Below are 15,040 nucleotides of genomic sequence, written 5' to 3'. Positions count from 1 at the left end.
CTGGAATTGTAACCGATTGTGACAGTCCCGCGATGGAAAAAAGCCGCGCTGTTTGATCAGCGCGGCAGTCTGACAGGGAGGAAGTCACCACAACGAACACCGGAGCGCGTTCGGGGTAAGATCGAGACTGGCAGAGTTAGGTTAACAATGTATTTTGACCCAGAACGGTTGCCGTTTGGCAGCTTTGGATCGTGCAAAAGGTGGCAGCATGGGCGAGACGATTTTTGTGGGCGGCGGCGGTGAAGCTTATGGTGTGCCGCAGAACCTGCTGCTGAAATACGGCAACCGCCATGGGTTGATCGCAGGCGCCACCGGCACCGGCAAAACCGTGACCTTGCAAGTGCTGGCCGAGGGGTTTTCTGCCGAAGGTGTTCCGGTGTTCATGGCCGATGTGAAGGGTGATCTTTCCGGGTTGGGCGCGGCTGGCTCGACCAGCCAAAAGCTGCACGACAGCTTTATGAAACGCGCCGCCACCATCGGGTTTGATCTGCAATACCGTACCTTTCCGGTGACATTCTGGGATATGTTCGGCGAAAAAGGCCATCCGATCCGCGCCACCGTGGCAGAGATGGGGCCGCTGCTGCTCTCGCGCCTTTTAGAGTTGACCGAACCGCAAGAGGGCGTGTTGAACGTGGCCTTCCGGCTGGCGGATGAAGAAAAACTGCCGCTGCTCGATCTGAAAGACCTGCAGGCGCTGCTGGCTTTTGTCGCCGAACATGCGACCGAGATTTCGGCGCGGTTTGGTCTGGTCTCGCCGACCTCGGTGGGGGCGATCCAGCGGCGTTTGCTGGTGCTGGAGAATCAAGGTGCGAGCGAGATGTTTGGCGAACCTGCGTTGGATCTGGCGGATTTGATGCGTTGCGATGCCGATGGCGCGGGGATGATCAACATTCTGGCGGCGGAAAAGCTGATGAACTCGCCACGACTCTACGCAACCTTCCTGCTGTGGCTGCTTTCGGAATTGTTCGAAAACCTTCCCGAAGTCGGCGACCCGGATAAGCCGAAACTGGTGTTCTTCTTCGACGAAGCGCATCTGTTGTTCACCGATGCACCCAAAGCCTTGGTGGCCAAGGTTGAGCAGGTGGCGCGGCTGATCCGCTCGAAGGGCGTGGGGGTGTATTTCATCACCCAGAACCCCGCCGATGTGCCCGAGATGATTCTGGGCCAGTTGGGAAACCGCGTGCAGCATGCCTTGCGCGCTTTCACCGCCAAGGATCAGAAAGACCTGAAACTGGCGGCGGAAACCTATCGCCCCAATCCGCGCTTCGCCATCGAAGACGCGATCCGCGATGTCGGCACGGGCGAGGCGGTGACCTCTTTCCTTGAGGCCAAGGGCATCCCTGGTGTGGCCGAACGCACACTGATCCGCCCGCCATCGTCGCAACTGGGCCCGATTGAACCGGCTTTGCGTGCGCAACTGATCGCGGCCTCGCCGATGGGGGCGAAGTATAACACCGTGGTCGACCGCGACAGCGCCTATGAACGCCTGCGCGCAAGAGCCGACCATGCAGCACAAGAAGCCAATGCAGCAGAGACACAAAGCCAACTGCAGGCCGATCAAACCGAGTCCGAATTCCGCAATGCCCGCCGCTACGATGGCGGCAGCGCCGGGCGCGCCACCTCTGCTGCGCCCAAGAAGGCCAACTCCAGCCGATCCGATTCGATCGGTGAGACTTTTGCGAAAAGTTTTGCTAGAAGTCTGGGCTCTAAAACCGGGCAAGCGGTGATCCGTGGCGTACTGGGGTCTCTTTTCCGCAGTCGCTGACACAATAGCGTCGCGGCTTCGCCTTATTCGCCCGGCAGGTTGTATCGATCTGCTTTGAATAGGGAGGCCGCGATGGCTTTGACGGCTGCTGAGCAATATTTGCTGGAACTGATCAACCGGGCCAGACTTGACCCGGCGGGCGAGGCAGCGCGCTATGGCATTGATCTGAACGCAGGGCTCGCGGCGGGAACCATCTCGACTGCCTCCAAGCAAGTGCTTGCGCCCAATGCCCTGCTGGAAAACGCGGCGATTGGCCATTCGCAATGGATGCTGGCGGCAGATGTGTTCTCGCATACCGGCAGCGGCGGCTCATCGCCATCACAACGCGCCACTGCCGCAGGTTATCGCTGGAACAATATCGGCGAGGATCTGTCCTGGCGTGGCACCTCTGGCACGATGGACCTGAATAGCGCCACCAACACACATCACCTGGACCTGTTCCTAAGCGCGGGCCATCGCCAGATCATGCTGAGCGACACCTATCAAGAGGTGGGCATTGCGCAAGAGCGTGGACTGTTCAACCTCAACGGGCGGAACTACGACTCGTCCATGCTGACTGAGCTCTATGGCAAGCCCGCGACACCCACTGCTTTCCTGACGGGAGTCATCTACAACGACACCGACAAGAACGCTTTCTATTCGATTGGCGAAGGCGTTGGGAGCGCCACTATTGCGGCCCAAGGCAAGTCGGTGGCCAGTGCCGCGGCGGGCGGTTATGCGCTTGCACTGACGGCAGCGTCGGCGGTGGCTGTGACCGGCCAGCTTGGAACACTCAGCTATTCATTCACCATCGGGATGGGGAATGGAAATGTGAAGGTCGATATTGTCAATCATAACACCTTGCTCTCGTCTGGCGCTATCACGCTTAAGCTTGGCCTGAACAACGTAAGCCTGCTTGGCAACGCCGGTTTGGCGGCTGGCGGCAACGCCAATGACAACGTCATGACCGGGAACGCAGGCGGCAATCGCATGGATGGCGTGGCAGGAAGAGACCTGCTCAGGGGGATGAACGGCAATGACTATCTGATTGGCGGCTTGGGCAACGATACACTTCTGGGCGGAAATGGCGCTGATCGGATCGAGGGAGGGGCTGAAGACGACATGTTGTCCGGCAATGCGGGAGGAGACTCGTTCATCTTTGGCCGTAATTTCGGCCACGATACTGTGACAGACCTTACGCGATCTGAGGGGGATCGCCTGCTTTTCGATGATCTGATCTGGGGCGGCGCTGCTTTGAGCGCGCAGGAGGTCGTTTCGCAGTTTGCGCATGTAGTGGCGGGCGCAGTGGTGTTTGAATTCAGCGCCAATGAAGTCATCACGCTGAACGGTATGACTTCAACGGCTGGCCTCGCAGACGCGCTTATTTTCGTCTGACGCGGTTTGCGTTTCATCTGACCCAAAAGCATCATGATGCACGCAGGCCTTGGTGCGCATTGCGATTCACGATAAAGGCGAAACCGCTCTAGCTTAGCTCGACAACCCGGCGCAGCTTTACCTTAGTGATGCGGTTCTCACGGCGCTGCTCGACCTCGATGCGGAAGCCGTGGAAGTGGAACACCTGCCCCTCTGCCGGGATCATCTGCGCCTCGTGGATTACCAGACCTGCCATGGTATTGGCCTCGGCATCAGGCAGTTGCCAGTCGGTCGCGCGGTTCAGATCGCGGATCGTCATGGCACCGTCGATGATGTAATCGCCGTTGGCATCGCGCTTTAGGCCGGTATCGCGGGCGACGACATCGAATTCGTCAGTGATATCGCCGACGATTTCTTCCAGAATATCCTCCAACGTGATCAACCCTTGCAACGCGCCGTATTCGTCGACCACCAAAGCGAAATGCGTGCGCCGCTTGAGGAATTCGCGCATCTGCTCATCAAGGCTGGTGGTGTTGGGGATGAAATAGGGCTTCTTGGCGACCTTTAGAATATCAAGGCTATCCAACCCTTCGGGGGCATCGCCGCGCAGCAGGCGGTCGAGTTCGCGCAACAGATCCTTGGTGTGGACAAGGCCAAGGATGTTCTCGGTCTCATCGCGGTAGACTGGCAGACGCGAATGCGGCGAGGCCAGCATTTGGCTGATGATATCACCCGGCGGATCATCGGCGTTGATCATCTCAATCTGGCGGCGGTGGCGCATGATTTCTTCCACCGCGCGGTCGGAAAGGTCCAACGCTCCCAGCAAGCGATCACGATCTTCCTTTTGCATCGCCCCGCCAGAATGGCCCAAAGCAATTGCGCCTGCGATGTCATCGCGCAGGGCATCATGCTGTTCGGACAGATCGAAGGTCAGCCCGAAGCTGCGCAATGCGGCTTGCTTCAGGACCTGCATCAGCGCGGCGAGGGGGGAGAATATCCATGCGGCAATCAGGCCGAACAGGCCCAGACGGGCAAGCGTGGATTCGGCTGTGGCGGTGCCGATGGCAGAGGGGATGATGCGGCCCAACAATGCCAAAGTGATGCCTGCGGCGAAGGTCAGCCAAGCAAAATCGAAGCCTGTCCAGTCGCGGGCTTGCCACAGCAGACCCGACAGAGCGGCAAGCGCGGTCAGGCTATGCGCAAGGCGCAGCGCCATCAGGCCCATCTCACCGCGCGCGATCAGCTTGGCCGCGGCCGCGGAATGGACCGAGACGCGGCCATGTGGCCGGTTCTGCGCGGCTGCGATCACGGCTGCAAGCAGGGCCGCTGCGGCCAGTGTGACAAGGATCAGAGCGTAAATCCAAAGGTTGTGCATCATTGGCGCGGTTTGCCTGTGGCGAGGGGGTGATGCGTCAGCACCAGACGGCGCAGGTCATCATCCAGCACATGCGTGTAAATCTCGGTTGTCGCGACATCGGCGTGACCGAGTAGGGCTTGGATCACCATCAGATCGGCCCCGCCCGCCAAAAGATGCGTCGCAAAGGCGTGGCGCAGGGTGTGGGGCGTGACGGTGCTGGGATCAACGCCGCCTTGCACCGCGATATCCTTGATCAGCAGGTAGAAATGCTGCCGGGTCAGGTGGCCATCGACGCCGGGGCCGGGAAATAGCTGCTTGGAGGCAGGCTTGCCCAGTTTACGTCCCGCATCCTCTTGCGCATCCCGCTCGGCCAGCCAGTCCTGCACCGCCACGCGTGCGGGGGGCGACAGCGGCACCATGCGTTCTTTGTCGCCCTTGCCCTTCACCAGAATCATCTTCGGATTACCGCGCACCGCCGCAACCGGCAGGCCGACGAGTTCCGACACCCGCATGCCCGTCGCATAAAGCAACTCGACCAAAGCGCAGTTGCGCAGTCGTTCCGGCTCGGATCGACCCTTGCGGCGGGCGGCATCCAGCAGACGCTCGACCTCGGGCAACGACAGAGTCCCCGGCAAGCGCTGGCTCGCACCGGGGCCCTTGATGCGCAGGGCGGGGTTGTCGCTGCGCCAGCCTTCTTCATGCGCAAAGCGGTAAAGCTGGCGGATCGCCGACAGCCTGCGCGCGCGGGTGGCTTTCGACAGGCCTTGCGCGTCACAAAACACCAGATAAGCCTCGACCTGATCGCGGCCCGCTGCGGCAAAGCTGTTGGCATTGCGGGAAAGCCAATCGGCGAAATCCTTCAGATCGCGCCCATAGGCCAGTTGGGTATTTTTCGCAGCGCCAAGATCGGCGGCATGGGCGGCGAGAAAGCTGGAAATCCAACTGTCAGGATGTGTGGGGGCGGGCATTTATCCGCGCCGTTCCAGCAGCATCAACTGCAAGGCGGTGCGCCGGGCGATATCTTCCAGCCCAAGTTTTCTTAGCACCGATAGGCCCTCAGTGACCTTCACCAACTCCCCGCGCAGACCGGATTCGATGCGGATCACGGCTTGCAACATCGCCTCGCCCACTCGTTTTTGTGTGATCAACTCGGCAATATCTGCGGGCAGTTGTGGGTCGGTGAACGCGGGGGCGATGGCGCGAGCCATGCTGTCAGGCGCGATCAGGCCCTTGACCGAACCAGCGGCGAGTCCGGCCAGAAACAGGCTGCGCGCATCCGTTCCGGCCGCGGAGGATTTGGCGAGACGTTCATATTCCGGCGAGAGCAGGCCGAGTTCATAGCTGATGCGGGCCGCATCGCCGCTGAGGCGCAACTTGGCAAGCGGTCCGGCGAACAAGGTCGCGAATGGCACTTCGACCTCGATGTCCTTCATCCGCGCATAGGCCAGCGGCAAGCGCTGTTCCACGGCGGCCACGTCCGCTTTGGTCAGCGCAACATCAAAGCGCTGGAAGGCATCGGCGCGGTCCCAGACGCCGCCCGAGGCAGCAGGCGCGCGGTCGGTATACAGGCCCAACAACACGTTCGGCGTGATCGCGCCTGCACGCGACAGCCGCTCGGCGGCCTCGATCTGCGATTTCCATCCGGCATGGTCCGAGAGGTCCGCATGGGCGAAAGCCGGGGGGAGGGTGGCGGTGGGCACGGGTTCGCCCAACGCGTCATAGATGCGCCAAACCAGCGGCGTGATCGGCTTCGGCGCGGGCGGCATCGGCTCGCCATCAAACTGCTCGGGGTCGAGGAAGCGCGACAGCAGGGCATCATCCTCGGCGCTGATATTTCCCAAAGCTTGTGCGGTGCGCAGGGTCAAAGCGGCGGCGTTCCAGTCTCCGGCGCGGGCCAAGCAGAACACGCGAGTGGCCAGAGTGGGGGCAAGTCCGGGGGCGGATTTCAACACCTCGCAGGCATTGTCTTCCTCACCCGTCAGCAGCGCCACGTCAAAACTGCGGCGGAACAATTCCGGCGAACTGGTTGCCCCCGCCGCCGTGATCAGCGCCTGCGCCTGATCCAAAGCCCCCATCGTCAACAGCTTGTCGATCCGTGCGATCAGCAAATCGCCCGAACCCGCCGAATCCGCAGGCGCATCCGCCTCGGCCAACAGCAGCGTCATCAACAAGGATTGCAGCGCAGGCACATCGCCTTGGCCAGCCTCTGCAATGTCAGCGGCAATCTCGGCGCTATGGCCGATGCCCCACAGATCGTGCGGAAACCCCGTCACTTGCGGTGGCAGCAGCCCGACTGCATCCAGCGAGGTGCCGCCCAGCACGGTGGTCGCCACTTGGTCAGGCAAAGCATCTGTGGTGACTTTCGGCTCATTCGCCACGGGCGGCAGATTGGCCTGCGTGCCATTTTTCACCACAGCGCTGACAGGTTCTGCCGGGGTACGGGGTGCGACGCTGCCTTTCGGCATCGGCGTTTTGACCGATTGCGACAGCCAGTCGATGGCGGACAACGGTTTTTTCTCGGCAACAGCGGCTGTTGGCAGCGCAAGTGCCAAAGCCACGCAGAGACCGAGGTGGTTAATCGACATTCAGGGTCACCGGCAGCTTTACCTCTGACGCGGTCGGAGAAAGATCCGCGAGATAAGCGTAGCCCGTCAGCCCTATGAAGCCAAGCACCGCCAAAACCACCAAAACCTTGATCAGACGCCCCATGCCCGCTTCGCCCTTACTGCTGCCGCAGGTTTACCCCGCGCAATTGTTGTTCCGTGCCGCCGCCCCCGAAATAGGCTTCGCAGGTTCGTGCAGATTATATATGGCATTTGCGCCGAGTTCACGCCATTCAGGCAAGAAAGATTTGCCTTGGGCGGCGATGCGCCGCTGATGTATCAAAGTCAAGGCAGACAGGGAAAAACATGGTGCTGCTAAAGAAAACCGTGGTGATGGTCGGGATGATGGGGGCGGGCAAAACCGCCGTCGGCACCGCATTGGCGAGGCTGCTGGGCGTGCCCTTCGTTGATTCGGACGAGGAGATTGTGCGCGCGGCGGATCGCTCAATCGCCGAGATCTTCGCGCGCGACGGCGAGGCATTCTTTCGGGCGCGCGAAACTGAAGTGATCGCCCGTCTTCTGCGCGGTGCGCCCTGCATCCTGTCGACCGGCGGCGGGGCTTATCTGGCAGTAGCCAACCGCGCACTGATCCACGAGGCTGGGGTTTCGGTCTGGTTGCGCGCCGATCTGGAGCTGCTCTGGCAGCGTGTGCGTCACAAAACCACGCGCCCGTTGCTGCGCACCGCAAATCCGCGCGAGACCCTGCGCGGGCTTTACGACGCCCGGCTTCCCTTCTACCAGATGGCCGATCTGGTGGTCGATTCCTCTGCGGAGTTGTCGGTTGAGGATATGGCCCAGCGGGTGGTCGAAGCATTGAGTACCCGCGCGGACGTGCTGGAAAGGACCTAAGATGAGCCTGAATGTGGTCAATGTCGATCTTGGATCGCGCAGTTACGACGTGCGTATCGGCCAAGGCCTGATCGCACAGGCAGGCCGCCAGATCGCGCACTTGCTGCATCGTCGCAAAGTCGCGGTGATCACCGATGACACTGTCGCGGCCTGCCATTTGATGGATCTGGCGAAAGCGTTCGAGCATGAGGGCATCGCGATGACCGCGCTGACCATCCCGCCGGGCGAGGGATCGAAGGGCTGGGAGCAATTCGCGCGTTGTGTCGAATGGCTGCTGGAGCAGAAGATCGAGCGCCGAGATGTCGTGGTGGCGTTTGGCGGCGGTGTGGTCGGCGATTTGGTCGGCTTTGCCGCAGCCGTACTGCGGCGTGGGGTGCGGTTTGTGCAGATCCCGACCACGCTTCTGGCGCAGGTGGATAGTTCCGTGGGCGGTAAGACCGGGATCAACACGCCGCAGGGCAAGAACCTTGTCGGCGCGTTTCATCAGCCGAGTTTGGTGCTGGCGGATATTGACGTATTGGCCACCCTAGCCCCGCGCGATTTCCTCGCAGGCTATGGTGAGGTTGTGAAATATGGCCTCCTCGGCGATGCCCGATTTTATGATTGGCTGGAAACAAACGCCCCGGCGATGGCGCAGGGCGATATCGGTTTTCGGCAATATGCCGTGACACGCTCGGTTGAGATGAAGGCGGGCATTGTCAGCCGCGATGAGACCGAAGAAGGCGAGCGCGCCTTGCTGAATTTGGGGCACACCTTCTGCCATGCGCTTGAAAAAGCGACCGGATTTTCAGATCGGCTGTTGCATGGCGAAGGCGTCGCTATCGGCTGTGCGCTGGCGTTTGAGCTCTCCCAACGGCTTGGCCTGTGTGCGCAAGAAGCCCCAAGTCGGGTGCGCGCGCATCTGAAGGCCATGGGGATGAAGACCGATCTATCTGACATCCAAGGCGACCTGCCGGGAGCCGAAGCGCTGTTGGCGTTGATGGGGCAGGACAAAAAGGTGATCGACGGCAAGCTGCGCTTCATCCTTGCGCGCGGCATTGGCGAGGCGTTTGTGGCCGAAGATGTGCCGCCAGATCTGGTGCGTGGCCTGCTCGCCGATGCCCTCGCGGCACGACGCTAAGGTGCAAACGACGCTGAATAAACCCGCGATTGCCCGGATTTTCCGCGCTAACGGACGGATTTCTTGGCTACCGGAGCGCCACGGCTGAATTATTCGCTTGCACAATTCCGGGGCGGCGCATTTGATGGCTGAAATCATAACGGCAGGAAACACATGCCGATTCAGGGAACTACGGCTGAAAAGCCCGTCGCAATCCGTGTGGCTGGCCTGCACAAATCATTTGGCACCCATGAGGTGTTGAAAGGTGTGTCGCTGACCGCCTGCGAGGGTGATGTGGTCGCGATCATCGGCGGCTCGGGTTCGGGCAAATCGACGATGCTGCGTTGTATCAACTTTCTGGAAACCCCGTCATCAGGCACGATTGAAATCGGCGGCGAGGCTGTGGCGATGCGCTCCGATGGCAGCCCGTCGGATCGCCGCCAGCTGGAACGTTTGCGGCAAAGCCTTGGCATGGTGTTTCAGAACTTTAACCTCTGGACCCATAAGACCGTGCTGGAAAATCTGATCGAAGTGCCGGTGCATGTGCTGAAACTGCCGCGTGCCGAGGCCGAGGCGCGGGCGCGCAAGCTGCTGGCACGGGTGGGTTTGGCGGAAAAAGAGGGCGCCTATCCAGCCTATATGTCGGGCGGCCAACAGCAACGCGCGGCGATCGCTCGGGCGTTGTGCATGGAGCCCCGCGCGATGCTGTTTGACGAACCGACCTCGGCGCTCGACCCCGAACTGGTCGGTGAGGTGCTACAAGTGATCAAAGGGCTGGCCGATGAAGGCCGCACCATGGTGCTGGTCACGCATGAGATGAAATTCGCGCGTGAGGTCGCAAGCCATGTGATCTATCTGCACAACGGCGTGATCGAAGAACAAGGCCCGCCCGCCGAGGTGTTTGGTGCGCCTAAGTCGGAGAGACTGAAACAGTTCCTGAAAACCGTGGGTTAGCCCGGATACTTAAACCAACTTGTGAGGATTAACTATGAAGAAACTCGCCCTCGTTGCCGCAGCCTCATTGCTGTTTGGCACGGCTGCGCTTGCTGCCCCGCTGAAAATTGGCGTCGCGGCCGAGCCCTATCCGCCGTTTACCTCGCCCGATGCCAGCGGCAACTGGGTCGGTTGGGAGATTGATCTTCTAAGTGCCGTTTGTAAGAAGGCAGCGCTGGAATGTGTGATCACCCCAACTGCTTGGGACGGCATCATCCCGGCTTTGAACGCTGGACAGATTGACGTGATCATGTCGTCGATGACGATCAATGAAGAACGCGAAAAGAGCATTGATTTCACGGATAAATATTACAACACCCCGACTGCTGTGATGGCGGCCAAAGGCTCGGGCATTCTGCCCACGCCAGTGGGTCTGAACGGCAAAGTCATCGGCGTGCAGGTCTCGACCATCCAAGAGGCCTATGTGCAGGCGCACTTCCCGGATTCAGAGTTGAAAAGCTATCAGACTTCGGACGAATCCTATCAGGATCTGGCGGCTGGCCGGATTGATGCGGTTGTCGCCGATTCCATCGTGGTCGCCGATTTTCTGAAAACCGAACCGGGTGCTTGCTGTGAAAACGTCGGCAACGTTGCCGATGATCCGGTTATCTTGGGCCGTGGCGTCGGCTTTGGCCTGCGCAAGGGCGATCCGCTGAAAGAGACCCTGAACAAGGCGATTGCGGACGTTCGTGCCGATGGCGAATATGACGTCATCACTAAGAAATACTTCACCATCGACATTTACGGCCCCGCAAACTGATGACCTGCCCCCCACCCGCAGAGCTTTCGAGCCTAACGCTGCTTGGCTTTGGCGATTGCGGCTGGGGGGCGACCCTGCTTTGGGGGTTTGGAAACTCCCTAATGATTGCGCTTGGCGCCTATGCGATTGGGTTTTGCATTGGCGTGTCCGGGGCGTTTGGCAAACTTTACGGTGGTCCGGTCGCCAAGGATTTACTGGCCGTCTACACCACGATCGTGCGAGCCGTGCCCGAGTTGGTACTGATCCTGATCCTGTATTACGCCGTGCCTGCGCTGATCAACCAAGTCCTGCTGGGCTTGGGCTATGAGCGCATCAACCTGCCGCAATTCATCACTGGCGTGGTGGTGCTGGCGGTGGTGCAGGGGGCCTATCAGATCGAGGTCTTACGCGGCTCTATCCTCGCGGTGCCACACGGTCAGATCGAGGCCGCGCGGGCGATGGGAATGTCGCCGGTGATGCTGGCACGGCGGATCACCTTGCCGCTGATGACATCAAATGCGATTCCCGGTTTGGGGAATCTGTGGCTGAACGCGACCAAGGACACGGCTTTGCTGGCGGTGATTGGCTTTACCGAACTGACCAAGGCGACGTTCCAGGCCTCGGCCACCACAAAGGCGTTTTTCACGTTTTATGGCGCAGCTATGGCGCTTTATATGGCGATTTCGTTGATTTCGATCCTGCTGTTCGGACGGCTTGAGAAAATCTCGCGCCGTGGTCAACGCGACGCGAGGGGCTGATGCGCGATTTTCTCAACCTGCGTCGGGTGATTATGATCGCGATTGCCGCTGCGCTGGTGACGTGGTGCATCTATTCTTTGCGCTGGGATTGGCTGGCCAATCCGAAATATCAATCGATGATGTTGCGCGGGCTCTGGCAGACGATCTGGATGCTGATGGTGACGATGGTGATCGGCTTTGCGCTGGCGATTCCGATTGGATTCGTGCAGGCGGCGGGGCCGCGCTGGCTCGCTTGGCCTGCGCGGGTGTTCTGCTCGGTGATCCGGGGCACGCCGTTGTTGATGCAGATTTGGCTACTTTATTACGGGATCGGATCCTTGTTCCCGTCGATCCCGTGGATCCGGGACTCTGCGTTCTGGCCGATCTTGCGGCAGGCCTGGCCCTATGCGGTGGTGGCACTGTCGCTGTCGGTCGCGGGCTATGAGGGCGAGGTGTTGCGCGGCGCGTTCAAATCTGTGCCGCATGGGCAGTTGGAGGCTGCGCGCGCGATGGGGATGCCTCGGTTCACCATTTTCCGGCGGATATGGTTGCCGCAGGCGGTGCAGCGGGTGTTGCCGACGATTGGCGGCGAGACGGTGTTGCAGTTGAAATCGACTCCGTTGATTTCGACGATCACGATCATGGATATTTATGATGTGGCGGGACGGGTGCGGCGCGATACTTTGGTGGTTTATGAACCGCTGTTGTTGCTGGCGGTGACCTATATGGCGATCACGGCGCTGATTGTGCTGCTGTTCAAGTGGTTTGAAAGCCGGTTTCCGAGCAAGGTCGCCTGAGGTCCCAACTCGGGACCTTTTTTTATCGAACTATATCAATAGGATGACATGGTTGCGTTAATGGGTTTTTAACGCTTTCGCTTTGATATGGGATTATTGGCGCGGCTGTTGGATGCCTCCGGCGGGGATATTTAGACCAAGATGAAAGTAAATTTTAGGTAATTTTTAGCGAGTTCTTTGCAGGGCGACCACGAATTTCGGCTTGCTTTGAAATTCGTTTTGGGGGCTGTCAGGTACCGCCGAGCCTTAGCCGCGCGAACAGCACGCAGCCGTCTAGGCCGTTTTTGACCGCCAACTCGTCACCCCGGCGCAGCCAGTCGAGCCAAAGCCCGTCCAGCGTGGCCATGATCAGATCGGCGACGGCGGGGATACGCTCAAAGGCGTAGCCTGCGGCCATGCGGTCGAGCAGGCGTTCCAACGCGTCGCGGTGGCTGTCGTAAAGCGCGCGCTCGATCGAGGCGATTTCGGGCTGGGTGAGAGCGGCGGACCACAGGTCAATTTTCAGGCGCAGGTGGGCGGGGGTCATCAAATCGGTGGTGAAGCCCGCACGCAGGAAGCGATCGAGGCGTTCGGACGGGGTGCCACCGGGTTGGATCAGCGCGCGGCGTCCGGCCTCTTGCACTTGATCGGCGGCAAGGCGGAAGGCGGCGGAGAGCACCTCGGCCATGTCTTTGTAGTGATAGGTCAGATGGCCCAGCGATAGGCCCGCTTCGGCAGCGACTTTGCGGGCGGTCAGGCCGGCATGACCGTGGGTTTGCAGGGCGCGGAGGGCGGCTTCGGCGATGTGCTTGCGGCGGGTCTCGGCGGTGAGGCGCGTTTGGGCGGGGCGGAGAGGCGTGTCGGACATGTGTACTTTCCACGGGCAGGCTTAGGCTTGGGCGCGCATCCCCCTTCACTTTCTGCCCGTATTCCCGCAGAAGGGCAACGCTTACAGGGGTCCAGCATGACAAAATTCGGCTTTGATTTACAGGCGGTGGATGGGGCAGCACGGACGGGTGTGATCCACACGCCGCGCGGGGATATTCGCACGCCTGCTTTCATGCCGGTGGGGACGGCGGCGACGGTGAAGGCGATGCTACCAGAATCTGTGCGCGCCACCGGGGCCGATATTCTGCTGGGCAACACCTATCATCTGATGCTGCGCCCCACGGCGGAGCGGATCGCGCATTTGGGCGGGCTGCATAAGTTTATGAATTGGGAGCGGCCAATTCTGACGGATTCGGGCGGGTTTCAGGTGATGAGCCTTGCCGCTTTGCGCAAGCTGACCGAGGAAGGCGTGCGGTTTTCCAGCCATATTGATGGCTCTAAACACCTGCTGTCGCCGGAACGTAGCATGGAGATTCAGAAGCTTTTGGGCTCTGACATCGTGATGTGTTTCGATGAATGTCCGGCACTGCCTGCGACGGATGCCGAGGTGGCGAAGTCGATGGCGCTGTCAATGCGGTGGGCGCAGCGCTCGCGCGATGCGTTTGGCGACCGGCCTGGGCATGCTCTGTTCGGCATCATGCAGGGCGGGGTGACGAAGGATTTGCGCGAAGAATCGGCCAAGGCGCTGACGGCGATTGGCTTTGATGGTTATGCGGTGGGCGGCCTCGCGGTGGGCGAGGGGCAGGAGGCGATGTTTGGCGTGTTGGATTACGCGCCGGGGATGCTGCCTGCCGATAAGCCGCGCTACCTTATGGGGGTCGGCAAGCCCGACGACATTGTGGGCGCGGTGGAGCGCGGCATTGATATGATGGATTGCGTGTTGCCGTCGCGGTCAGGGCGCACCGGGCAGGCTTGGACGCATCGCGGACAAGTCAATATCAAGAACGCGCGGCATATGGATGATCCGCGGCCTTTGGATGAGGGTTGTGGGTGCCCATGCTGCTCAAACTACTCCCGCGCCTATCTGCATCACGTGTTCAAATCGGGTGAGATCATCGCCTCGATGCTGCTGACCTGGCACAATTTGCATTATTATCAGGTGCTGATGCAGGGGTTGCGCGATGCGATTGCGCATGGGCGGTTGGCGGGGTTTGTGGCCGAGTTCCATGCGCAGCGCGCGCAGGGCGATATTGAGCCGATCTGAGGGGGCATGATGCGGGGTTTGTGGATCGCGGTTTGGCTTGGCCTGGCGGGGGTGGCGGTGGCCGATCCTTTTTGCAAGCCGAGTGCGTCGGAATTGGTGGCTTTGCCGGGGTTGCTTGCCGGCGATTGGCAGGGCGAGATTGTGCAGGGCATCGCGGTGCAGGGCGGCAAGCCGAGCCTTTTGCCCGAGGGAGGCCAGCCCACGCCTGCAACTTTGGCGGTGGCTGGGGCGGCGATCAGCTTTGCCGATGCCACGACGCCCCAGCCTGTGCTGCTGAGTGCGACGGCCGCGACCGAGGATTTCGCATTGCCGGGAGAATCGCCGCTGGGGGCCGAGGAATTGCTTGGCCCACTGATGCTTGAAGGCGGGTGTGCGGTTGGCGATCTGCCGCAGTTTGAGGGCGCTGCCGCGATGGCGGCGGGCATGGCGGTGCGGTTTAGCGCCTTTGTGCTGGGCAAAAGCCAACTGCTGATGGTGATGCAGGTCGGGCAGGTTGGGCCCGTCGCCAAGCCAAGCGGCGCGGGCGTGCGGGTGGTGCTGCGCTATAGCCGATAGCTTGCTGCGGGGTTAAGGGCAGGGCGCAAATCTGAACCATTCTACACTTGCCCCCGCCAGATCACGGGCGCATGATTGCGCCAGATGCAGTGGTTGACAGCCGGGCTTGCCACACCCAAATA

General features: G+C 60.7%; 15 protein-coding genes. 10 read left to right on the top strand and 5 right to left on the bottom strand.

Annotation, left to right across the window (positions count from 1 at the left end; genetic code table 11):
- Nucleotides 1-208 precede the first annotated feature (208 nt).
- Nucleotides 209-1,765 carry a helicase HerA-like domain-containing protein gene (locus ACS5RD_RS16875; RefSeq protein WP_489928357.1) on the top strand — a complete coding sequence of 519 codons (1,557 nt, stop codon included), beginning with the start codon at nucleotides 209-211 and terminating at the stop codon, nucleotides 1,763-1,765.
- A 72-nt stretch (nucleotides 1,766-1,837) separates the two neighbouring features.
- Complete coding sequence (locus ACS5RD_RS16870; protein WP_489928356.1) at nucleotides 1,838-3,139, top strand: CAP domain-containing protein; 1,302 nt, start codon at nucleotides 1,838-1,840, stop codon at nucleotides 3,137-3,139.
- A gap of 88 nt (nucleotides 3,140-3,227) precedes the next feature.
- Here the strand turns inward: ACS5RD_RS16870 and ACS5RD_RS16865 are convergent, their stop codons facing one another.
- Genes ACS5RD_RS16865 through ACS5RD_RS16850 form a run of 4 tightly spaced genes read right to left on the bottom strand, consistent with a single transcriptional unit; the run spans nucleotide 3,228 to nucleotide 7,184 of the window.
- A complete protein-coding gene (locus tag ACS5RD_RS16865) occupies nucleotides 3,228-4,496 on the bottom strand; it encodes an HlyC/CorC family transporter (RefSeq protein WP_489928355.1) in 1,269 nt (422 codons plus the stop codon).
- A complete protein-coding gene (locus tag ACS5RD_RS16860; RefSeq protein WP_489928354.1) occupies nucleotides 4,493-5,443 on the bottom strand; it encodes a tyrosine recombinase in 951 nt (316 codons plus the stop codon). The genes ACS5RD_RS16865 and ACS5RD_RS16860 overlap by 4 nt, the downstream gene beginning before the upstream one ends.
- Nucleotides 5,444-7,060, bottom strand: coding sequence for a hypothetical protein (locus ACS5RD_RS16855; protein ID WP_489928353.1), 1,617 nt, complete (start codon nucleotides 7,058-7,060; stop codon nucleotides 5,444-5,446). It abuts the gene before it with no gap.
- Complete coding sequence (locus ACS5RD_RS16850) at nucleotides 7,050-7,184, bottom strand: hypothetical protein (protein WP_489928352.1); 135 nt, start codon at nucleotides 7,182-7,184, stop codon at nucleotides 7,050-7,052. The genes ACS5RD_RS16855 and ACS5RD_RS16850 overlap by 11 nt, the downstream gene beginning before the upstream one ends.
- 140 nt (nucleotides 7,185-7,324) lie before the next feature.
- Between ACS5RD_RS16850 and ACS5RD_RS16845 the strand changes: the two genes are divergently transcribed.
- From ACS5RD_RS16845 to ACS5RD_RS16820, 6 genes are all read left to right on the top strand, one after another.
- Nucleotides 7,325-7,927 (top strand): shikimate kinase, encoded by a 603-nt coding sequence (locus tag ACS5RD_RS16845; RefSeq protein ID WP_489931401.1) that lies wholly within the window; start codon nucleotides 7,325-7,327, stop codon nucleotides 7,925-7,927.
- Nucleotide 7,928: 1 nt separating this feature from the next.
- Entirely contained in the window at nucleotides 7,929-9,047 is a 1,119-nt protein-coding gene (aroB, locus tag ACS5RD_RS16840) for a 3-dehydroquinate synthase (protein ID WP_489928351.1), read from the top strand.
- A 153-nt stretch (nucleotides 9,048-9,200) separates the two neighbouring features.
- Nucleotides 9,201-9,980 (top strand): ABC transporter ATP-binding protein, encoded by a 780-nt coding sequence (locus tag ACS5RD_RS16835; RefSeq protein ID WP_489928350.1) that lies wholly within the window; start codon nucleotides 9,201-9,203, stop codon nucleotides 9,978-9,980.
- A 34-nt stretch (nucleotides 9,981-10,014) separates the two neighbouring features.
- Nucleotides 10,015-10,779 (top strand): transporter substrate-binding domain-containing protein, encoded by a 765-nt coding sequence (locus tag ACS5RD_RS16830; protein WP_489928349.1) that lies wholly within the window; start codon nucleotides 10,015-10,017, stop codon nucleotides 10,777-10,779.
- Nucleotides 10,779-11,516: an ABC transporter permease gene (locus tag ACS5RD_RS16825; RefSeq protein WP_054006002.1), complete on the top strand. Its 738-nt coding sequence runs from the start codon at nucleotides 10,779-10,781 to the stop codon at nucleotides 11,514-11,516. The genes ACS5RD_RS16830 and ACS5RD_RS16825 overlap by 1 nt, the downstream gene beginning before the upstream one ends.
- Nucleotides 11,516-12,292 (top strand): ABC transporter permease, encoded by a 777-nt coding sequence (locus tag ACS5RD_RS16820; protein WP_489928348.1) that lies wholly within the window; start codon nucleotides 11,516-11,518, stop codon nucleotides 12,290-12,292. Before ACS5RD_RS16825 ends, ACS5RD_RS16820 begins: the two co-directional genes overlap by 1 nt.
- A 229-nt stretch (nucleotides 12,293-12,521) precedes the next feature.
- Here ACS5RD_RS16820 and ACS5RD_RS16815 read toward each other — a convergent pair whose 3' ends face one another.
- A complete protein-coding gene (locus ACS5RD_RS16815) occupies nucleotides 12,522-13,139 on the bottom strand; it encodes a TetR/AcrR family transcriptional regulator (protein ID WP_489928347.1) in 618 nt (205 codons plus the stop codon).
- 96 nt (nucleotides 13,140-13,235) lie between these two features.
- On the opposite strand from ACS5RD_RS16815, the gene tgt reads away from it, so the two are divergent.
- Both tgt and ACS5RD_RS16805 read left to right on the top strand, forming a co-directional pair.
- Entirely contained in the window at nucleotides 13,236-14,363 is a 1,128-nt protein-coding gene (gene tgt / locus ACS5RD_RS16810) for a tRNA guanosine(34) transglycosylase Tgt (RefSeq protein WP_489928346.1), read from the top strand.
- 9 nt (nucleotides 14,364-14,372) lie between these two features.
- Complete coding sequence (locus tag ACS5RD_RS16805) at nucleotides 14,373-14,918, top strand: hypothetical protein (RefSeq protein ID WP_489928345.1); 546 nt, start codon at nucleotides 14,373-14,375, stop codon at nucleotides 14,916-14,918.
- The last annotated feature ends 122 nt before the right edge of the window (nucleotides 14,919-15,040 follow it).

This window comes from Cypionkella sp. PAMC25878 (assembly GCF_058135695.1).
The sequence above is the reverse complement of the archived record's forward strand: the minus strand, read 5'-3'. Positions and strand labels throughout refer to the sequence as shown.